The sequence below is a fragment of the Arthrobacter sp. Y3221048 genome (assembly GCF_059092685.1).
The window spans coordinates 703,530-723,048 of sequence record NZ_JBNHHX010000003.1 but is presented as its reverse complement, the minus strand read 5'-3'; the positions used below and the strand labels follow the sequence as shown (position 1 = coordinate 723,048).

Annotated in this window: 17 protein-coding genes; 8 read left to right on the top strand and 9 right to left on the bottom strand. The window is 65.7% G+C overall.

The genetic code is table 11. The annotated features are described in order from the left end of the window. Positions 1-126 precede the first annotated feature (126 nt). Positions 127-1,332 (top strand): NAD(P)/FAD-dependent oxidoreductase, encoded by a 1,206-nt coding sequence (locus AC5RVS_RS12230; protein WP_494108328.1) that lies wholly within the window; start codon positions 127-129, stop codon positions 1,330-1,332. Positions 1,333-1,380: 48 nt separating this feature from the next. Continuing rightward, positions 1,381-2,529, top strand: a complete 1,149-nt coding sequence (locus AC5RVS_RS12225) for an aromatic ring-hydroxylating oxygenase subunit alpha (RefSeq protein ID WP_494108327.1) — start codon at positions 1,381-1,383, stop codon at positions 2,527-2,529. A 24-nt stretch (positions 2,530-2,553) separates the two neighbouring features. Here the strand turns inward: AC5RVS_RS12225 and AC5RVS_RS12220 are convergent, their stop codons facing one another. From AC5RVS_RS12220 to AC5RVS_RS12180, 9 genes are all read right to left on the bottom strand, one after another. Beyond that, complete coding sequence (locus AC5RVS_RS12220) at positions 2,554-3,363, bottom strand: IclR family transcriptional regulator (RefSeq protein ID WP_494108326.1); 810 nt, start codon at positions 3,361-3,363, stop codon at positions 2,554-2,556. A 65-nt stretch (positions 3,364-3,428) separates the two neighbouring features. Then, positions 3,429-3,653 (bottom strand): cupin domain-containing protein, encoded by a 225-nt coding sequence (locus AC5RVS_RS12215; RefSeq protein WP_494108401.1) that lies wholly within the window; start codon positions 3,651-3,653, stop codon positions 3,429-3,431. A 6-nt stretch (positions 3,654-3,659) separates the two neighbouring features. Beyond that, complete coding sequence (locus AC5RVS_RS12210) at positions 3,660-3,851, bottom strand: hypothetical protein (protein ID WP_494108325.1); 192 nt, start codon at positions 3,849-3,851, stop codon at positions 3,660-3,662. A gap of 1 nt (position 3,852) precedes the next feature. Then, a complete protein-coding gene (locus AC5RVS_RS12205) occupies positions 3,853-4,692 on the bottom strand; it encodes an IclR family transcriptional regulator (RefSeq protein ID WP_494108324.1) in 840 nt (279 codons plus the stop codon). Between the two features lie 87 nt (positions 4,693-4,779). Further along, positions 4,780-6,033 (bottom strand): M24 family metallopeptidase, encoded by a 1,254-nt coding sequence (locus tag AC5RVS_RS12200; protein ID WP_493987648.1) that lies wholly within the window; start codon positions 6,031-6,033, stop codon positions 4,780-4,782. Positions 6,034-6,214: 181 nt separating this feature from the next. Beyond that, complete coding sequence (locus AC5RVS_RS12195) at positions 6,215-6,982, bottom strand: creatininase (RefSeq protein ID WP_494108323.1); 768 nt, start codon at positions 6,980-6,982, stop codon at positions 6,215-6,217. A 109-nt stretch (positions 6,983-7,091) separates the two neighbouring features. Further along, positions 7,092-8,723 carry a BCCT family transporter gene (locus AC5RVS_RS12190; protein WP_494108322.1) on the bottom strand — a complete coding sequence of 544 codons (1,632 nt, stop codon included), beginning with the start codon at positions 8,721-8,723 and terminating at the stop codon, positions 7,092-7,094. Between the two features lie 461 nt (positions 8,724-9,184). Further along, positions 9,185-10,492 carry an MFS transporter gene (locus AC5RVS_RS12185; protein ID WP_494108321.1) on the bottom strand — a complete coding sequence of 436 codons (1,308 nt, stop codon included), beginning with the start codon at positions 10,490-10,492 and terminating at the stop codon, positions 9,185-9,187. Between the two features lie 254 nt (positions 10,493-10,746). Beyond that, positions 10,747-11,415: a GntR family transcriptional regulator gene (locus AC5RVS_RS12180; protein ID WP_494108320.1), complete on the bottom strand. Its 669-nt coding sequence runs from the start codon at positions 11,413-11,415 to the stop codon at positions 10,747-10,749. Between the two features lie 167 nt (positions 11,416-11,582). Between AC5RVS_RS12180 and glyA the strand changes: the two genes are divergently transcribed. From glyA to AC5RVS_RS12150, 6 genes are read left to right on the top strand one after another with little or no spacing between them, the layout of a single operon-like run. Continuing rightward, positions 11,583-12,878, top strand: a complete 1,296-nt coding sequence (glyA, locus tag AC5RVS_RS12175) for a serine hydroxymethyltransferase (RefSeq protein ID WP_493987653.1) — start codon at positions 11,583-11,585, stop codon at positions 12,876-12,878. Continuing rightward, positions 12,878-14,095 (top strand): sarcosine oxidase subunit beta family protein, encoded by a 1,218-nt coding sequence (locus tag AC5RVS_RS12170; protein ID WP_493987654.1) that lies wholly within the window; start codon positions 12,878-12,880, stop codon positions 14,093-14,095. The genes glyA and AC5RVS_RS12170 overlap by 1 nt, the downstream gene beginning before the upstream one ends. Positions 14,096-14,109: 14 nt before the next feature. Beyond that, on the top strand, positions 14,110-14,436 hold the full coding sequence (locus AC5RVS_RS12165) for a sarcosine oxidase subunit delta (RefSeq protein WP_494108319.1): 327 nt from the start codon (positions 14,110-14,112) through the stop codon (positions 14,434-14,436). Beyond that, positions 14,433-17,366, top strand: a complete 2,934-nt coding sequence (locus AC5RVS_RS12160; protein ID WP_494108318.1) for a sarcosine oxidase subunit alpha family protein — start codon at positions 14,433-14,435, stop codon at positions 17,364-17,366. The genes AC5RVS_RS12165 and AC5RVS_RS12160 overlap by 4 nt, the downstream gene beginning before the upstream one ends. Continuing rightward, positions 17,359-17,988 carry a sarcosine oxidase subunit gamma gene (locus tag AC5RVS_RS12155; protein WP_494108317.1) on the top strand — a complete coding sequence of 210 codons (630 nt, stop codon included), beginning with the start codon at positions 17,359-17,361 and terminating at the stop codon, positions 17,986-17,988. Before AC5RVS_RS12160 ends, AC5RVS_RS12155 begins: the two co-directional genes overlap by 8 nt. 1 nt (position 17,989) lies before the next feature. Next, the gene (locus tag AC5RVS_RS12150; protein WP_494108316.1) at positions 17,990-19,465 is read left to right on the top strand and encodes an L-serine ammonia-lyase; all 1,476 of its coding nucleotides are present in this window, start codon (positions 17,990-17,992) and stop codon (positions 19,463-19,465) included. The last annotated feature ends 54 nt before the right edge of the window (positions 19,466-19,519 follow it).

The following is a 19,519-nucleotide window of genomic DNA, read 5'->3' as shown; positions in this document are numbered from 1 at the left end:
TTGACGTCGGAACCCCTTGACACACGGGCAATCTTTCTTCACGCTGTTTCACATAGCGCATCGAGTTGCGCAGCGTGCTGCTTGTTGGAACTGCCGTCGATCCTCCTGCCGTGAAAGGCCCTACCCATGCAGACCCTCGTCATCATTGGAGCTTCGCTGTCCGGGCTCTCTGCCGCCCGGGCAGCACGTGCCCAAGGTTTTGCCGGCCGCCTGATCGTCGTTGGAGAGGAAATTCATCCGCCCTACGACCGCCCGCCGCTGTCCAAGGACTTCCTGGCCGGCCGGATGTCGGAGGCGGACTTGGCGCTGGTCGGCGGGGACGATGGGTTGGACGCCGAATGGATCCTCGGTGTGAAGGCCGTAGGACTCGAACTTGAGTCGATGACCGTATCCCTCAGCGACGGACGCAGTCTCTCCGCGGACGGATTTGTCGTGGCCACCGGCTCCTCCGCCAGGGTGCTGCCCGAAGTCGATGGCTGCAAGAACGTGTTCACCCTCCGTACGCTGGACGACGCCCGGGCGCTGCGCGGGCACCTGCTGCCAGGTCGGAAAATGGTGGTGATCGGGGCAGGTTTCATCGGCGCCGAAACCGCTTCGACGGCCCGGGCCGCGGGCCTCGACGTCACTGTCGTTGAGCGGTCCGCTGCTCCTTTGTCCGGAGCCCTGGGCGCCGAGATGGGGGCGGCCGTCGCCGGACTGCATTCGGCCGGCGGGGTGGAGATACTCTGCGGCAGATCTATCCGGTCCTTCCGGACCAGCGGCGGAAACGTCAGCCACGTGGTGCTCGACGACGGACGGGAACTTCCCGCGGACATCGTGCTGGTGGGCGTTGGTGGGCAGCCGAACACCGATTGGTTGCTCGGCTCCGGAATCCGGTTGGGCAACGGCGTGCTCTGCGATTCGATGGGCCGCACCAATCACCCCTCGGTGGTGGCCGTCGGCGACTGCGCCGCCTGGTGGAACCCGCGGGCAGGGGCACACGAACGGGTTGAGCACTGGACCGGAGCCCTTGAGCAACCAGCCGTGGCCGTGGCAGCGCTGTTGAACGACACAGCGGCCGCCGCGCCGGTCAATCCGCCCTATTTCTGGTCCGACCAATACGGCTCACGAATTCAGTTTGCCGGCCATGTGCACGGACACGATCGGGTTGAGATTGAGCACGGCTGCGTCGAAGACAACAGTTTCCTGGCCGTCTACTATGCCGGAGCCGACCCTGTAGCCGTGCTGGGCGTCAACCAGATCCGCCAGTTCACCAGATGGCGCAAATTCCTCAACCGGGAAGCCGAGCGCTCCCTAGACGTACGGTCGGGCGAGTTCGCCACCGCTTCCTGACCCAAATCACCCGTTCCCTCCCTGCCAGTTCTGTCCAAAGGAGTTCGCATGACCGCCGAGATGGTTTCGGATAGCTTGATCGCCACGTTGCCTGGCCGGACTTACGTCGACGACGATGTCTTCCGTGCTGAGCAGGAACACATTCTCGAAGCGATGTGGTTCTGCGCGGTCAGGTCGGCCGATCTGGACAAGCCCGGCGCCTACCAAACCGTGCAGATCGGGCGCGAATCGGTCATTGTCACCCGCAACCGCAAGGGTGCGGTTCGGGCGTATTACAACATCTGCCGGCACCGCGGCGTCAAACTCTGCGTGGAGGAGAAGGGAGAGGCGGGACGTTCTTTCCAGTGCCCGTACCATGCCTGGACGTACGATTTCGACGGCAAGCTCATCGCTGCGCCCAACTTGACCAAGATGCCGGACATAGACCGGCAGAAGTACGGGTTGGTGGACGTCCCGGTACGCGAATACCTGGGCTACGTGTGGTTGTGCCTCGCGGACGAACCGCCGTCGTTCGACGACGATGTGGTCGGGGCAATCGAAGAGCGGTTGGGCGACGCCGGCGCGATCGACGGGTACGACATCGCCAACCTCAGCCTGGGCCGGCGGATCACCTACGACGTGAAGGCCAATTGGAAGCTCATTATTGAGAACTTCATGGAGTGCTATCACTGTGCCACCATTCATCCGGAGTTGACGGAGGTGCTGCCGGAGTTCGCCGACGGACTGGCCGCTCAGTACTTCGTGGGCCACGGCGCCGAATTCGGTGAGGACGTCAAGGGCTTCACGGTGGACGGGTCGGAAGGCCTGGAACGGATTCCGGGCATCGCCGAAGACCAGGACCGGCGATATTACGCCGTCACGATCAGACCCACGGTCTTCCTGAACCTGGTCCCGGACCACGTGATCATCCATCGGATGTTCCCGCTGGCAGCGGACCGGACCGTGGTGGAGTGCGACTGGTTGTATATGCCCAGCGTGGTGGAATCCGGAAAGGACCTCACGGCCTCCGTGGAACTCTTTCACCGGGTGAACCAGCAGGACTTCGATGCCTGCGAACGCTGCCAGCCGGCGATGGGCTCCAAGATCTACGCAAACGGCGGCGTGCTGGTTCCCAGCGAACACCACATCAGCGCGTTCCACGCGTGGGTCACGGCCCGCCTGGCCGGAGAGCCAGCCGCCGCTGCCGTCGTCGAGTGAGAGCGGCCTGCGACGGCGGGGGCGTCAGATATCCGGGGAATGGCCCATCCGGGCGCTGATGTCCTGCCCGGCCTGCTTGAGGTCCTCGACCAGCCCGTCAATCTGCTCGGGCTTGAACCGGAAGGCCGGGCCGGAAATGCTGACGGACCCGATAACGGTTCCCAGGTGGTCCCATACCGGAACAGCAATGGAATTCAGGCCGATCTCGAATTCTTCCTCAACGACGGCGTAGCCCTTGGCCGAGACCTGGAGCAGTTCCTTTTCCAGTTTCTGCCGGGAGGTGATCGTGTTCGCGGTCTGCGCCGGCAACCGGGTTTGCTTCACGATCTTCAGTCGGTCTTCGGAGGTGAGCCCCGCCAGCAGGACTTTACCGCTGGACGTGGCGTGCAGGGGCGTCAGGCTGCCGATCCAGTCGGACATCGCCAGAGTGGAGGTGCCCCGCGCCTGGTCCACGTTGACGGCATAGTTGGAACGCAGGACTGCCAAGTTCACGGTTTCCTTGTACTGTTCCGCCAGTCGTTCCAGCACGGGGCGGGCCTCGCGCACCAGGCTCAGGTTCCCCGGGATCGAGTTCGCGAGCCGCAGTATGCTAAAGCCGAGCTGGTATTTGCCGCGCTCGCTGTTCTGCTGCACCATGCCGCGCTGGTCCAGCGATGCCAGCAGCCGCGACGCGGTGGACTTGTGCACGCCCATTTCCTCGGCGATGTCGCTGACACCGGCTGCGCCACGGCGGGCCAGGATCTCGAGCACGGTGATGGCGCGGTCCACAGACTGCACGCCGCGGTTCAAGTTCTCCGGCGACGCCTCGTCGTCGAGCTCTTCAGGATTGGCCATAGGACCATAATCTCATTGCCGGCGGGGACGTGGCGCCGCGGCAGAGGGAATGACCCGGAGCGCCGTCAGTCCGACGTTGCCCCGGGGGAGCGGGCGGCCCGGGCGGCACGGTGTGAGCCGAAGGACGAGTAGTCGGCCGACCCGGGCTCTCCCCAGACCACGAGCACCCGCAGCGGTCCGCCGCCGGTGTTCGCCAGATCGTGCTCAGACCCCACCGGGGCGAGCACTGCATCACCCGGGTGCAACTGGTGGACCTGGCCGTCCACGGTCATCCGGGCCGTTCCTTCCATCACCACTTAGAGTTCTTCGAGAGCGCGGATGCCCCTGGGATGAGAATGCATGCCTTCGGTCCCGCCCGGCGGCAACTCCCACGTCTGAACCGCCACGGGCAGGCGGGACCGATCCTGAAACAGCCACTGCATCTTCACCGGGGCGCTGCCGTCGTGGAGGTTGTAGGCAAAGGCGAACTCGCCGCGGCGTTCCAGCACGTTAAGTCCCCTCGCCGGCAGGAAGTGCTGCGGCGGGGTGGCCCCCCATCCGGACCGAAACCCGGCGAGCAGCTTGGCGGCAGGCTTCGGATATTGTGCCCAACACGTCTTCGGAAATCCGGAATCGGGGCGCCGCAAGCATGACGCACCCGGCAAGGTTTCCTCGGTGATCGAAGACAGGGGCAGCAACGCCGACTTCCTCCGGTGACGTCTCGCCGTAGTTGGTGGCCAGGCCCTTGGCTGCGACCTCTTGGAGCCGGACGGCGTAGGCATCCAGGGCGCCGACCCCGCTGTCGGGGAGGATCACGTCCCCTTGGGCGATCAGGCTGCGGACCGTGTCCGAGCTGACTTGGGCCAGGAAGACCTGCACGGACGAGCTGAGAGCTGTGTTGTACCTGGTGCCCAAAGGGGTCGTGTGTTTGACCTGCTGTGGGCTCGCAATTTGTTCGACGCAGACCGACTCGCTGCCGTTCCAGACCATCAGCGCGCTGGTCTCGCCGGTGCGGTCCGTGAGTTCCTGCAGCACCGGATACGCCGCCCGGCGCACATCGAGATCGGCCAGCAGGGGGCCGGTCACGGCGATCAGGCCGAGGCCGAGCTTGAACCGGCGCGTCGACGGATCCCGCTCGACAAGATCCTCCTGCTCCAGTGTGGCCAGGATGCGGGAGACAGTGCTCTTGTGCAGTCCCACGCGAGAGGCAATTTCGGTGACGCCCAGCAGCGGCGTTTCGACACTGAAGCAGCGCATGACCTCGATCGCGTTAAGGATGACGGAGGCCCCGCGTGCATCCGAGGAACCGGCAGCACCCTTCTTGTTGGTGTCATCTGCAGCTTTATTCATAGTGCGTTCCATTCTGGCCGATTAAGACGCTGTGCGGCGCAACCATTCCAGTTGCGCCGCACAGCGTTTCAGCAGTCCCGATACGGGTCAGGCGTCGATGATGTTGTGCTCCGGTCCGAAGCCGAACTTGGTGATGTTCTCGGCGCCGTTTTCGCCGATGACGAGGATGTCGTGTTCGCGGTAGCCGCCGGCGCCGGGTTCGCCGTCGGCGACGGTGATCATGGGTTCCATGGAGACGACCATGCCCGGCTCCAGGACGGTGTCGATGTCCTCGCGCAGCTCCAGGCCGGCTTCGCGTCCGTAGTAGTGCGAGAGGACGCCGAAGGAGTGGCCGTACCCGAAGGTGCGGTTCGCGAGCAGCCCGTGGCCGATGTAGATCTCGTTCAGCTCGGCGGCGATGTCCTTGCAGACGGCGCCGGGCTTGATCAGTTCCAGCCCGCGGCGGTGGACCTCCACGTTGATGTTCCACAGTTCGAGCGAGCGTTCGTCCGGCTCGCCCAGGAACAGGGTGCGTTCCAGCGCCGTGTAGTAGCCGGAGGTCATCGGGAAGCAGTTCAGGGACAGGATGTCGCCGCGCTGGAGCTTGCGGGTGGTGGCCCAGTTGTGCGCGCCGTCGGTGTTGATGCCGGACTGGAACCAGACCCAGGTGTCGCGGACCTCCCGGTGGGGGAAGGTGCGGGCGATTTCGTGGACCATCGCTTCGGTGCCGATCAGGGCCACTTCGTATTCGCTGATGCCCTCCCGGATGGCGGCCTTGATGGCCTCGCCGCCCAGGTCGCCGATGCGGGCGCCGTGCTTAATGACCTCGATTTCCTCGGCCGACTTGATCATCCGCTGGCGCATCGCGTCCTGGGAGACGTCGAGCAATTCGGCACCGTCGAACGCGGCCTGGATGCGCTGGCGGGTCATCAGCGGCAGGGCGTCGTCCTCCACACCGAGGCGACGGGCGCTGACGCCGCGCTGGCGCAGGGCCTCCTGCAGCCCGAAGTAGAAGTTGTCGCGCTTCCAGTCCGTGTAGACGATGTTCTCGCCATAGCTGGTGCGCCACGGCATGCCGGCGTCGATGTTAGCGGTGACGGTGACGGAGTCGTCGGCGGTGACGACCAGCGCGTAGTTGCGGCCGAACGTCGTGTACAGGAAGTCCGAGTAGTACTTGATGCCGTGGTAGCTGGTCAGGATGACCGCGTCGAGTTCCTTGGCAGCCATAATCTGCCGCAGCCCGGCCAGGCGGCGCTCGAACTCGGCGTCGGAGAAGGTCAACTGCTGCTTTTCTCCGTTGTGCAGAACTTTCAGGCGTTCGAGCTCGGAAACCGAATTCGCGGTCGATGCTTCGATGGACATGATGACTCCTTCTGGGTGTGTGTGCCAAGCGGCCTGGAGGTACCGGCCCGTCCGCGGGGATGCCGGCGGGGGTAGATGGAAGCTAGAGAATGTGTTGACCTGTTGCGTTCCCTGCAACGGTGTTGCATTGAGTATGTCGTGTGATGCGCCCCACGTCAAGAGTTGCAGCGCAGGTTGCGAGCTATCGCGCGAGCTGAAGCTCCCGCACGATGTCCTTGGCCAGAGCATCAACGACCTGGTCGAACAGAATCTTGCCTTTGACGGCGTCTGAGCCAGTGGGAGAGGAGAGGCATCCGGTGGCAGGCGTACGTGAGGCAACGACTGGCAGGCGGTCGAACCTGGGTAGGTCTGCGGGTGGGTGGTCAACGCTTCGGTCCAGATTCACCAGACTCGGCTCCAAATGGAGCATGAGCGATGTCTCCAACACTCCGCCGTGTTCGATCTCCCATCCGGGGAAGCCGTTCGGATAGACGGTCTGGAGCGTCTCCTGTGAAACGTAGTCCCAATAGGACAGCAGCAGCACGCTGCGGTCGTCCCCTGGGCCGATGCCCAACTCGCCGAGCGCGAGGTCTATGCCTTCGTAGAGGAACTGGTAGTTCTCGAAGTGGCCGTTGACGAAGACGATGTTCCGCACGCCCTGCCTAAATAGCGAAACTGTCAGGCTTCTTGTAAGGCCGATCATCGTTGCAGCATCGAGGCTGGTGGTGCCCGCAAGATGGTTTCCGCCGCCGGATTTTTGCTGCGACTTGTAGCCGTAGGTAATGGGCTGCGCGACCAGCGCCCCGGCGGTTTCCGCAACCGCCGCGGCGATGCGGGTCGATAGGAAGGCATCCGTCCCCAGAGGCAGGTGCGGCCCGTGCTGCTCCAGGGCTCCGACCGGGACCAGCACGACTCCGCCGGGACCGGCGTTCAGCCATTCATTGAAGGTGTGGGCGTCGGTTTCTGACATGTGGATACTGGATGGGCGAGCGGGGGTGGGCAGGTTTGGATCCATGATGCTTCTCCTGAAGGGGTGGGCTCGGCGGGGCGGCGGCCCCGCCGAGCCGACGGTGGTGGGGCTAGTCGATCTGCCGCGTGGGCAGCCCGTCTTCGTCGACAAAGTCGTCTTCGACGCGGTGATTCGGGTCGTTGATTTCTTTCTCAAGGCGTTTGACTTCCTTGTTCCGCAGTCTCAGCCGCCGGATCAGGTTGGCGATCATGAGGAGAATGACGAAGGCGAAGGGGAAGCCGCCGATAATCGTGCCTGTTTGTACTGTGTCGACGACCGAAGTTCCGCCGAGGGACAACAGGATCAGTGCCACAGAGGCAATGCTGGCGACCAGTACCACCCGGAACCAGGGGCCCGACTTCTTAGGCGCCGACACGAATTCCGCCAGCGCATAGGCCCCGGAATCAAGGCTCGTGACGTAGTAGGTCGCGACGAGAATGGTGGCGATGACGAGGAGCAGTCCGCCCACGACGGGAATCATGTTCAGCATGGAGAACAGGCCGCTGGAGGTGTCTGCCGCAACGTCGGACGAGATGGAGCGGTCCGAGGTGTTGTCGTAGTGGATGGCGGCCGAGCCGAGGATCCCGACCCAGACCATCACGATCAGGGAGGGGATGACGGTCACGCCTATGACGAACTCGCGGATGGTCCGGCCGCGCGAGATTCGTGCGATGAAGCCGGCGACGAATGGTGAGAAGGCGATGACCCAGCACCAGATGAAGACAGTCCACCATCCGTTCCAGCTGTCCTGCCAGGATTCCAAGGGGGCGGCAGAAGTCGGCGCATCCGTCCAGAAGCTCATCGGAATGAAGTTGTAGAAGAACGAGCCGAAGGTCTGCGACATGTTGGAGATGATGAAGGCCGCCGGCCCGAAGATGAAGACGGCTGCCATGAGGACAATGCTCAACACCGAGTTCGCCTCGCTGATGCGCTTCATGCCCTTGTTGACGCCGAGGAAGGCGGACAGCGCCGTCAGGCCGCCGAGGGCGACGATGACGCCGATCCAGAGGCCGGGCCCGGATGTTAGGCCGGTAAACGAGGAGAGGCCCGACGTGAACTGCAGGGCGGCGAATCCGAAGGAGGTAGCCAGCCCGAGGACCGTGGCCATGATGGCCAGGAGCTCTACTACGACCCCCGCGCCACGCTGGGCGCGCTTGGGCAGAATATCAACCGTGGCTTCCCGGAAGGTAAGGGTCTTGCCCAGATTATGGTGCGAGTATGCCAGGCAAACTGCTACAACGCAGTACATGGCCCAGGCGGTCAGCCCCCAGTGGAAGTACGTCCACACCATGCCGCCCTCGCCGGCGGCGGCAGGGATAACAGGGGTTTCATCACGGAGCATGATCGGTTCGGCGACGGACCAGAAGATCAACCCGATGCCCTGCCCGCAGGCGAACAGCATGGAGTACCACGCGAACTTGCTGTGTTCAGGCTTGGCCTTGGGGCCGCCCAGGCGGATCCTGCCCACCCTGCTGACCGTTAGCCAAACACAAACGACCACGGCAACGAGCGAATACAGGACGAAGAGCCAGGTGAAGCCCGAGGTAACGAACGTGCGCAGTTGGCCGATCACATCCGCTGCGCCGCTGGGATTGGTGGTGACGGCGACAATGAGGGCGATGATCAGAACGGGCGGCAGGATCTTGATGATCGCCCGATCAAGCGGCGGGATCAAGCGACCCCGGAATCGCGGGAGATCCACTGTGGAAGGCGCTGCCCTGTCTCCCGCCGCGGTTAGGTCCTCGGCTCGGTCGGGGGTGACTGCATCGTCCTCCCCGACTCCGAGAGGAGTGGTGGTTCCTTTGGGTTTCTCTTGCTCATGAACGGACATGCCAGCGTCCCTTTCAATGGGCGACCAGTGGCTGGTCGGCTGCGATGGTGTTTATGGGTGAGGAGCACAATGCCGGGAACGTGTTGTTGCAATACAGGCAACACGGTTGCAGCAAAGTCTACAGTGAGGGGCGTCACAGTCAAGGGGAGTGTCTTTCTGATGGGGGATGAAGGTCTTTCGGTCAGCTGGAGCCCCGCGCGGTTGGCCTTTTTGAAGCCGGTGATGTGCTCGAGGGCGAGGCGGACAGCGTGGTCGGCGTCCGATCGTGAGGATGCCGTGATCGCTATAGCGACCGGCACCAAAGTCTAAATGGGGAGTAGGCCGGGAAATCGTTACTGATGGCGAAGCGGCTCGCGGCTTGTCTCGCGTGAAAGCGCGACGGCGACCAAAGAGACAGCGGCGGCGGCGATCAAGTACCACGCCGGAGCCAGGTCGCTTCCGGTGGAAGCGATCAGCAGGGTGGCCATGAACGGGGCAGTGCCGCCGAAAATGGCGTTCGACAGATTGAAGCTGACGGCGAACCCGCTGAACCGCACCCTGGTGGGGAACTTCTCGGCCAGGAAGCTGGGGAGCGTGCCGTCGTTGAGCGTAAGCATTCCGCCCAGCAGGATCTGCACGAGCAAGATCGTCATGAAGTCCCCGGTGCCGAGGGCCGCGAACGCCGGCACGGTCAGGACAATGAACAGCACGGACGCCGTGATTAGGACCTTCTTTCTGCCAAACCGGTCTGACAACATGCCGGTGAGGAAAATGAATCCAATGTAGGTCAGAAGAGCCACCGTGGTGGCGATGTATGAAGCAGTTGCGTCCATGCCGATTTCCTCGGACAAGTACGTGGGCATGTAGCTGAGGATGACGTAGAACCCGACGGCGTTAAGGAGCACGGCACCGACGGCCTGCAGCAGTTGGCGCCAGTGTTCCTGAAACATACTCTTCACCGGGGCCTTGATGGCCTGGTCCTCTAGGGCTAGCTCGCGGAAAGCGGGAGTGTCTTCCAAACGGGTGCGGATGTAGCGGCCGATGAGGCCCATGGGTGCGGCCAAGAGGAACGGCAGGCGCCATCCCCAATCGTTCATCGCCTCGGTGCTGAGCAGGCCGGTCAGGAGAGCTGCCAGCAGTGAGCCCAGCAGCAGGCCGGTGGCCGTGCTGGCGGGAACGACGGCTGCGTAGAGGCCTCGTCGGTTCGCCGGGGCATATTCAACGAGGAAGGCGGAAGCGCCGGCATACTCGCCAGAGGCCGAGAAGCCTTGAATGACGCGGATGAGCAGGAGCAGCACCGGCGCCCAGATGCCGATGGTGTCGTAGCCGGGGATCAACGCGATGCAAAATGTGGCGGCAGACATGATGAGGATCGACCACGAAAGGGCGGAACGGCGTCCGATTCGGTCACCGATGTGGCCCCATATGAACCCGCCGACCGGACGGACCAAGAAGGAGATGGCGAACAAAGCGAAAGTCAGCAGCAGCCCTGTCTGGGGGTCCGATTCCGGAAAGAAGACAGCGGAGATGTTCACTGCCAGATACCCGTAGACCGCGTAGTCGAACCATTCGACGAAATTGCCGATGAAACTTGCGGCAACGACTTTCCGGCGGGTTTGTTTCCCGACGCCGACAGGGGCCGGGCGGTGCTGTCCGCTCAATGTTGGGCCGAGTCCAGCTTCATTGGACGGGACAGAAGGAAGTTTATCGCTGTGTGTCATGGGATTTACCGCCAATTAGTCAGCTGAGTTGCATGCAATGCAACAATGTTGCACTACACTAAGTGTGAGGTGTGTCACTGTCAAGGTGTTTCTGCGCTGGTGCTGGTGTGCACGGCTGCTTGTTCCAAAGGCAAACGCCGGACGCTGAGGGGCGCGGCGCCTGCCTGTCCACCTCTTGGGGGTTGTTCAAACGCCTACAGCACCGCGCGGATGGCCTGTTCGAAGCCTGTGATGTGCTCGAGGGCGAGGCGGGCAGCGTGGTCGGCATCGCCGTCGACAATTGAGTCCAGTAGTTCCACGTGCTCTGTGATGTGGCCGGCAACGGACGGCACCTTATCCAGCACCAGGCACCAGATCCGGGTGGCCAGGTTGTCCAGCCGGATCAGCGTGTCCTCAAGGTAGGGATTGCCGGCGGCGCGGTAGATGGCCCGATGCACGCTGAGGTCGTAACGCATCAGGTCGTGCTTGTTTGGGGGGCGGTCTTCGAGCTTCCCGATGTCCCGGGCCAGCCGCGAAAGCTCGCCTCGCATGGCCTCACCGGCAGACTCGGCGGCCTTCCGGGCGGCCAGCGGTTCCAGCACCCGGCGCAGCTCCGAGACGGCGGCCAGTTCGGTGATGTCCACGATGGTCGCGAAGGTGCCGCGGCGCGGATAGGAGATGACCAGGTGGTCGATCTCCAGCTTCTTCAGGGCCTCGCGCACCGGGGTGCGCCCGAAGCCCAGTTCCGCCGCCAGCTGTCCGTCATTGATCGGGGCGCCGGGGCGGATATCCAACATGATCAGCTTGTCCCGCACCGCGCGGTAGGCCTGCTCGGCCAGCGACAGCGGCTCGGTTCCGGCATCGGGTTCCGCGGTGATGCTCATGATGCTCCTGACTCGTCCGTGGCCTTTTCGGGATCCCGCCAGCTCGAAATGCGCTGTTGGAAGGGTTCTCTTGACGTCCTGTGATCCCCATCATACTATTGCAATCAGTTCTGATATATCAGTCAAATATTAGTTTGTTTGGTCAGGTTCTTAGAAGGAGAAGTCGGATGGTGAACACCCTGACAACCGGATTGTCCGCAGCGGATCCCGAGGTCGCCGGCGCCATTGCCCGGGAGCTGGAGCGCCAGCAGTCCACGCTGGAGATGATCGCGTCGGAGAATTTCGCCCCCACCGCGGTGATGGAGGCCCAGGGCTCGGTGCTGACGAACAAGTATGCCGAGGGCTACCCCGGCCGGCGCTACTACGGCGGCTGCGAACACGTGGACGTGATCGAGCAGCTGGCCATCGACCGGGTCAAGGCACTGTTCGGCGCGGAAGCCGCCAACGTTCAGCCGCACTCGGGTGCGCAGGCCAATGCCGCGGCCATGTTCGCGCTGCTGTCCCCGGGCGACACCATTCTGGGTCTGAACCTGGCGCACGGCGGGCACCTGACCCACGGCATGAAGATCAACTTCTCCGGCAAGCTCTACAACGTCGTGCCCTACGGGGTCTCCGAGTCCGACCACAGGATCGACATGGCAGAGGTGGAACGCCTCGCCGTCGAGCACAAGCCCAAGTTGATCGTGGCCGGCTGGTCCGCCTACACCCGCCAGCTGGACTTTGCGGAGTTCCGCCGCATCGCGGACAAGGTCGGCGCCTACCTGATGGTGGACATGGCGCACTTCGCCGGCCTGGTGGCCGCCGGGCTGCACCCGAACCCGGTGCCGTACGCCGACGTCGTCACCACCACCACGCACAAGACGCTGGGCGGTCCGCGCGGTGGCGTGATCCTGTCCAAGCAGGAGCTGGCCAAGAAGATCAACTCCGCGGTGTTCCCCGGCCAGCAGGGCGGCCCGCTGGAACACGTGGTGGCCGCCAAGGCGGTGGCCTTCAAGTTTGCCGCCTCCGACGAGTTCGCGGACCGCCAGCAACGCACCCTCGAGGGCTCGCAAACGCTGGCCCAACGGCTGCTGGCCGACGACGTTGCGGCCGCCGGCATCAGCCTGGTCAGCGGCGGCACCGACGTGCACCTGGTCTTGGTGGACCTGCGCAACTCGGAACTGGACGGCCAGCAGGCCGAGGACCGGCTGCACTCCATCGGCATCACCGTCAATCGCAACGCCGTGCCGTTCGATCCGCGCCCGCCGATGGTCTCCTCCGGCCTGCGGATCGGAACCCCTGCCTTGGCCACCCGCGGCTTCGGCGCCGCCGAATTCACCGAGGTGGCAGACATCATTGCCGCCGCACTGACCCGTGCACCAGACGCGGAGCTGCTCACCGAGCTGCGCGGCCGCGTGGCCCTGCTGGCGGAGAAGTTCCCGCTGTACCCCAACCTGAACGCCGAGCCGAACGGAGCCGAATAATGGCCGATCTGCTGCCCGAGCACCCGGACTTCCTCTGGCGGAATCCGGAGCCGAAATCCTCTTACGACGCCGTGATCGTCGGCGGCGGCGGCCACGGCCTGGCCACCGCCTACTATCTGGCCAAGAACCACGGCATGACCAACATCGCGGTGCTGGAGCGCGGCTGGCTGGCCGGCGGCAACATGGCCCGCAACACCACGATCATCCGCTCCAACTACCTCTGGGACGAGAGCGCGGGAATCTACGAGCACTCGCTCAAGCTCTGGGAGCAGCTGCCGGAGGAACTCGAATACGATTTCCTCTTCTCCCAGCGCGGCGTGATGAACCTGGCGCACACCCTGCAGGACGTGCGCGAGAGCATCCGCCGGGTGAACGCCAACCAGCTCAACGGCGTGGACGCCGAGTGGATCACCCCGGACCAGATCAAGGAACTGTGCCCCATCATCAACACCGGGGACGACATCCGCTACCCGGTGATGGGGGCGACCTACCAGCCCCGCGCCGGCATCGCCAAGCACGACCACGTGGCCTGGGCCTTCGCCCGCAAGTGCGACGAGATGGGCGTGGACATCATCCAGAACTGCGAGGTCACCGGATTCATCAAGGACGGCGACCGGGTTGTCGGCGTCGAAACCAGCCGAGGCCGGATCAACGCGGGCAAGGTCGGCCTGGCCGGTGCGGGACACAGCTCGGTGCTGGCCGAACTGGCCGGCTTCGAGCTGCCCATCCAGTCGCACCCGCTGCAGGCGCTGGTCTCCGAGCTGCACGAGCCGGTCCACCCCACGGTGGTCATGTCCAACCATGTCCACGTCTACGTCTCCCAGGCGCACAAGGGCGAACTGGTCATGGGCGCGGGCATCGACACCTACAACGGCTACGGCCAGCGCGGCGCCTTCCACGTCATCGAGGAACAGATGGCCGCCGCCGTCGAGCTCTTCCCGATCTTCGCCCGCGCCCACGTGCTGCGGACCTGGGGCGGCATCGTCGACACCACCATGGACGCCTCGCCGATCGTGTCCAAGACGCCGATCGACCAGCTCTACGTGAACTGCGGCTGGGGAACCGGCGGCTTCAAGGGGACGCCGGGCGCCGGCTACACCTTCGCCCACACCATTGCCACGGACGAGCCGCACCCGCTGAACGCCCCGTTTGCTCTGGACCGGTTCGAAACCGGACACCTCATCGACGAACACGGCGCCGCCGCCGTGGCCCACTAGGAAGGACGACCGAGATGCTTCTGATCGAATGCCCCTGGTGCGGGCCGCGCGACGAGACCGAGTACCACTACGGCGGCCAGGCCCACGTGGCCTACCCGGCAGATCCGAACCAGCTGAGCGACGCGGAATGGGCCAAGTTCCTCTTCTACCGCGCCAACCCAAAAGGCCTCTTCGCCGAACGCTGGGTGCACAGCACCGGCTGCAGGCGCTGGTTCAACGCGGTGCGCGACACCGTCAGCTATGAATTCAAGGCCGTGTACAAGCCCGGCGAGAAACCACCGATCGACCTCGGCAGCCTCGTGGGTGTCAAGGCCCAGCCAGCCGAAGGAGGAGCGAAATGACCGCCCCCAGCAACCTCGCCGACCAGTCGCAGCGGCTTGCCGCACCCGCCGGCGCCGCTGCCCGGATCGACCGGACCAAGCCGCTGAACTTCACGCTCGACGGCCACACCTACACAGGCTACGCCGGGGACACGCTGGCCTCCGCGCTGCTCGCGGCCGGGAAGGTCACGGCGGGCGACTCGCTTTACCTGAGCCGTCCGCGCGGCATCATGTCAGCCGGCGTGGAAGAGCCCAACGCCCTGGTCAAGGTCAGTGCCCGTTACGCCGGGCACGTCGACGAGTCCATGCTGCCGGCGACCGCACTGGAGCTGACGGACGGTATGGACGCCAAGCTGCTGAGCGGCCTGGGCCAGTTGGACCCCCGGACGGACGAGGCCGTCTACGACCGCAAATACGTGCACACCGACGTGCTGGTGGTCGGCGCCGGCCCGGCCGGTCTCGCCGCAGCCCGCGAGGCAGCCAAGAGCGGTGCGCGCGTGATCCTGATGGACGAGCAGCCGGAGGCCGGCGGCTCCCTGCTGTCGGGCCGCGGCGAGATGGTCGACGGCCGCCCCGCGCAGGAGTGGGTCGACCGGACCGTCGCCGAGTTGTCCGCCGCCGACGAGCTGACCTATCTGCCCCGCACGACGGCGTTCGGCAGCTACGACAGCAACTTCATCGTGGCCGTTCAGCGCCGCACCGACCACCTGGCCGGCGAGCTGGGAGCCGGTGTCTCCCGCGAACGCATCTGGCACGTCCGGGCCCAGCAGGTGGTGCTCGCCACCGGTGCGCACGAACGTCCCATCGTCTTCGCGAACAACGACCGCCCCGGCATCATGCTGGCCTCCGCCGTCCGCAGCTACCTCAACCGGTACGCGGTGGCCGCCGGCAAGCGAGTGGTCGTCGCCACCAACAACGACTCGGCCTACAAACTGGTCGCCGACCTGTCCGCGGCGGGCATCAAGGTCGCCGCCGTGGTGGAGGCGCGTACCGAAGTCAGCGGCGACGCCGCCGAGACGGTCCGCGCGGCCGGCACCCGCCTGATCACCGGCAGTGCCGTGGCGGACACCCACGGCCAGAAGGACGACGGAAGGATCAGCGCCGTCGTCGTCAGCGGTCTGGATGCCGAAGGTCAGTTGACCGGGGAACCGGAAACCATAGAGGCGGACCTGCTGGCGGTCTCCGGCGGTTGGAACCCGGTGGTGCACCTGCACAGCCAGCGCGAGCGCCGCCTGGCCTGGAACGACGAGCTGGCTGCCTTCGTGCCCGGCCCTGCGGTCAAGGACCAGCAGACGGCCGGCGCCTGCAACGGAACCCTGGATCTGGCCGGCAGCCTGCAGGAGGGCGCCGCCGCCGGCGCCGCGGCGGCCACCCGCACCGGCTTCAACGTGGACCCGGAGGTTCCCGCGGCCGCCGCCGAAACCGTCTCCCCGATCCGGCCGCTCTGGCTGGTTCCCGCCCCCGACGGCGAGGCCGCCGGCTGGAAGAACCACTTCGTGGACTTCCAGCGCGACCAGACGGTTGCGGACGTGCTGCGTTCGACCGGGGCCGGAATGCGCAGCGTGGAGCATGTGAAGCGCTACACGTCGATCAGCACCGCGAACGACCAGGGCAAGACCTCCGGGGTCAACGCCATCGGCGTCATCGCCGCGGCGCTGAACAATCCCGACGTCGGAAGCATCGGCACCACCGCCTACCGCGCGCCCTACACTCCGGTGGCGTTCGCCGCCCTGGCCGGCCGGCAGCGCGGGGAGCTTTTCGACCCGGCGCGGCTGACCTCGATCCACCCGTGGCACGTAGCCCACGGTGCGCTGTTCGAGGACGTCGGACAGTGGAAGCGGCCGTGGTACTTCCCGCAGCCGGGCGAGGACATGGACGCCGCGGTGCTGCGCGAATGCGCCGCCGTCCGCGAATCTGTCGGCTTCATGGATGCGACCACGCTGGGCAAGATCGAGATCCGCGGCAAGGACGCCGGCGAATTCTTGAACCGGATGTACACCAACGCGTTCAAGAAGCTGAAGCCGGGCCTGGCCCGCTACGGGCTGATGTGCACCCCGGACGGCATGATTTTCGACGACGGCGTGACGCTGCGCCTGGACGAAGACCGGTACTTCATGACGACCACGACCGGCGGTGCGGCCAAGGTGCTGGACTGGCTGGAGGAATGGCTGCAGACCGAATGGCCGGAGCTGGACGTCGTGTGCAACTCGGTCACGGAGCAGTACACCACGGTCGCCGTCGTGGGCCCGAAGTCCCGCGCGGTCATCGCCAAGCTGGCGCCCGAGCTGGACCTGGACAACGACGCCTTCCCCTTCATGGCGTTCAAGGAAACCACGCTCGCCTCCGGCATCCCGGCCCGAGTCTGCCGAATCTCGTTCTCCGGCGAACTGGCGTTCGAGATCAACGTGTCCTCCTGGTACGGACTGAAGGTCTGGGAAGACGTCGCCGAGGCCGGTGCGGAGTTCAACATCACCCCGTACGGCACCGAGACCATGCACGTGCTGCGCGCCGAGAAGGGCTTCATCATCGTCGGCCAGGACACTGACGGCACGGTAACGCCGCAGGACGCAGGCATGGAATGGGTGGTGTCCAAGGCCAAGGACTTCGTGGGCAAGCGCTCCTACACCCGCGCCGATAACCTGCGCGAGGACCGCAAGCAGCTGGTCGGGGTCCTGCCGGTGGACAAGTCGTTCCGCCTGCCCGAGGGCGCGCAGCTGGTCAACCACGGAACCCGGATCGCGCCGGCCGAGGCGCCGGTGCCGATGGAGGGGCACGTGACCTCCAGCTACCACAGCGCCGCGCTGGGCCGCAGCTTCGGCCTGGCCCTGATCAGGAACGGCCGCAACCGCATCGGCGAGACGCTGCAGGCACCCGTCAACGGGCAGCTGGTGGACGTCGTCATCGCAGAACCCGTACTTTACGACCCCGAAGGGAGCCGTCGTGATGGCTGAACAGGTCATGACCAACATTGCAGCACTGCGCCGCAGCCCGCTGGCGCACTTGACCGAGGCAATCAGCCAGGGCGCCGTGGCCGGCGAACGTGGCGTCAGCCTGCGTGAAATCCCGTTCCTGAACATGGTCGGCCTGCGGGCCGAGCCGGGATCGGCCGGCGCCAAGGCGCTGGAGGCCGCCGCCGGGCTGCCGCTGCCGTCCGCCCACGGCCAGGTTTCCGGCGGCGCGGACTCGACCGCCATCCTGTGGCTGGGTCCGGACGAGTTCCTGCTCGTCGGGCCCGAGGGTACGGATGTCACGGCGGACCTGACCGCCGCCCTCGGGGGAGAACCGGGCGCCGTCGTCGATCTGTCCGCCAACCGCACCACGCTGGAACTCTCCGGACCCTCGGCCCGGCTGGTGCTGGAGAAGGGCTGCCACGCGGACCTGCACCCGCGGATGTTCCGTCCCGGCACGGCGATCACCACGCAGCTGGGCCCGGTGCCGGTCTTGCTGTGGCAGACCGGGGAGCAGGACGGCGGCCAGGTCTACCGGATCATGCCGCGGGCCTCGTTCGCCGACTACACCGCCCGCTGGTTGCTGGACGCCATGACGGAGTTCGCATCGCCCGAGGTCGATTGAGATGGCACTGAGCGCGCTGGACCTGTTCTCGATCGGCATCGGACCGTCGTCGTCGCACACGGTGGGGCCCATGCGGGCCGCCCGGCAGTTCGCCGAGTCGCTGGCGGCCGACGGGCTGCTGGAGGCGGTGGCCCGGGTGAAGTCGGAGCTGTTCGGCTCGCTCGGTGCCACCGGGGCCGGCCACGGATCGGACAAGGCCGTGATCCTGGGCCTGCAGGGCGAGGACCCGGAAACCGTTGATCCGGATGCAGCGGACGCGCAGGTGGAGGAGGCAGCGGCCGGGCGGAAGCTGCGCCTGGCCGGCACGCATTCGGTGGGGTTCGACCGGGCGGCCGACGTGGTGCTGCACCGCCGCCGTTCGCTGCCGGCGCACCCCAACGGGATGACCTTCACCGCGTACGACGCCGGTGGCTCACCGCTGCGCGCATCCTCCTATTACTCGGTGGGCGGCGGGTTCGTGGTCACTGCCGAAGAGGCCGAGGGCGCGGCGGAAGAGGCTGCGCACGGGAGCGATGCCGCCGCACGCGACGCGGGCGCGGGGGAGCGCGACACCGGGCGCGCGGGCTCTCCCGCGGAGGCGGAGCGGCTACCGTACCCGTTTTCCACCGCCGCGGAACTGCTCTCCCGCTGCCGGGAGGCCGAAACGTCGATAGCCGGCGTGATGCTGGCCAACGAGCTCACCTGGCGCAGCGAAGCCGAACTGCGGGCGGACCTCCTGCGGATCTGGGCCGTGATGCAGGAGTGTGTGGAAAACGGCTGTACCCGCACCGAGGAGACCCTGCCCGGTTCACTGCTGGTCCGCCGTCGTGCCCCGGGGCTGCGGCGCAGGCTGCGCGCCGCCGAGGCGGCGCTTGCAGCGGAAGGCACGCCAAACGCCGACCCGCTGTGGGCGATGGAGTGGGTGAACCTGTACGCGTTGGCGGTTAACGAGGAGAACGCCTCCGGCGGGCGGATTGTCACGGCGCCCACCAACGGCGCGGCCGGAATCCTGCCCGCCGTGCTGCACTACTACACGAGGTTCGTGCCCGGCGCGGACGACGATGCGGTGGTGGATTTTCTGCTCACCGCGGCAGCCATAGGCATCCTGTTCAAGACCAACGCCTCGATCTCCGGGGCCGAGGTCGGCTGCCAGGGCGAGGTCGGATCAGCCTGTTCGATGGCGGCCGGTGCATTGTGCGCGGTGCTCGGCGGGACACCGGAGCAGGTGGAAAACGCCGCCGAGGTCGGAATCGAGCACAATTTGGGGCTGACCTGTGATCCAGTGGGCGGCCTGGTGCAGATTCCCTGCATCGAACGCAACGCCATTGCCAGCGTCAAGGCGATCAACGCCGCCCGGCTGGCGCTGGCCGGCGACGGCGACCACCGGGTGTCCCTGGATATGGCCATCAAAACCATGCGGGATACCGGCGCGGACATGATGTCCAAGTACAAGGAGACGTCACGCGGCGGACTGGCCGTCAACGTCGTCGAATGCTGAACAGCCAGCGCTGAACAGCCAGCGCTGAACCTCCAGCCGGACGGCAGTCCCGCC

What these genes read in the sequence shown, in the direction of transcription:
- AC5RVS_RS12230 (WP_494108328.1), top strand. Translation starts at nt 127, where the DNA reads ATGCAGACCCTCGTCATCATTGGAGCTTCGCTGTCCGGGCTCTCTGCC.
- AC5RVS_RS12225 (WP_494108327.1), top strand. Translation starts at nt 1,381, where the DNA reads ATGACCGCCGAGATGGTTTCGGATAGCTTGATCGCCACGTTGCCTGGC.
- AC5RVS_RS12220 (WP_494108326.1), bottom strand. Translation starts at nt 3,363, where the DNA reads ATGGCCAATCCTGAAGAGCTCGACGACGAGGCGTCGCCGGAGAACTTG.
- AC5RVS_RS12215 (WP_494108401.1), bottom strand. Translation starts at nt 3,653, where the DNA reads ATGGAAGGAACGGCCCGGATGACCGTGGACGGCCAGGTCCACCAGTTG.
- AC5RVS_RS12205 (WP_494108324.1), bottom strand. Translation starts at nt 4,692, where the DNA reads ATGAATAAAGCTGCAGATGACACCAACAAGAAGGGTGCTGCCGGTTCC.
- AC5RVS_RS12200 (WP_493987648.1), bottom strand. Translation starts at nt 6,033, where the DNA reads ATGTCCATCGAAGCATCGACCGCGAATTCGGTTTCCGAGCTCGAACGC.
- AC5RVS_RS12195 (WP_494108323.1), bottom strand. Translation starts at nt 6,982, where the DNA reads ATGTCAGAAACCGACGCCCACACCTTCAATGAATGGCTGAACGCCGGT.
- AC5RVS_RS12180 (WP_494108320.1), bottom strand. Translation starts at nt 11,415, where the DNA reads ATGAGCATCACCGCGGAACCCGATGCCGGAACCGAGCCGCTGTCGCTG.
- glyA (WP_493987653.1), top strand. Translation starts at nt 11,583, where the DNA reads ATGGTGAACACCCTGACAACCGGATTGTCCGCAGCGGATCCCGAGGTC.
- AC5RVS_RS12170 (WP_493987654.1), top strand. Translation starts at nt 12,878, where the DNA reads ATGGCCGATCTGCTGCCCGAGCACCCGGACTTCCTCTGGCGGAATCCG.
- AC5RVS_RS12165 (WP_494108319.1), top strand. Translation starts at nt 14,110, where the DNA reads ATGCTTCTGATCGAATGCCCCTGGTGCGGGCCGCGCGACGAGACCGAG.
- AC5RVS_RS12160 (WP_494108318.1), top strand. Translation starts at nt 14,433, where the DNA reads ATGACCGCCCCCAGCAACCTCGCCGACCAGTCGCAGCGGCTTGCCGCA.
- AC5RVS_RS12155 (WP_494108317.1), top strand. Translation starts at nt 17,359, where the DNA reads ATGGCTGAACAGGTCATGACCAACATTGCAGCACTGCGCCGCAGCCCG.
- AC5RVS_RS12150 (WP_494108316.1), top strand. Translation starts at nt 17,990, where the DNA reads ATGGCACTGAGCGCGCTGGACCTGTTCTCGATCGGCATCGGACCGTCG.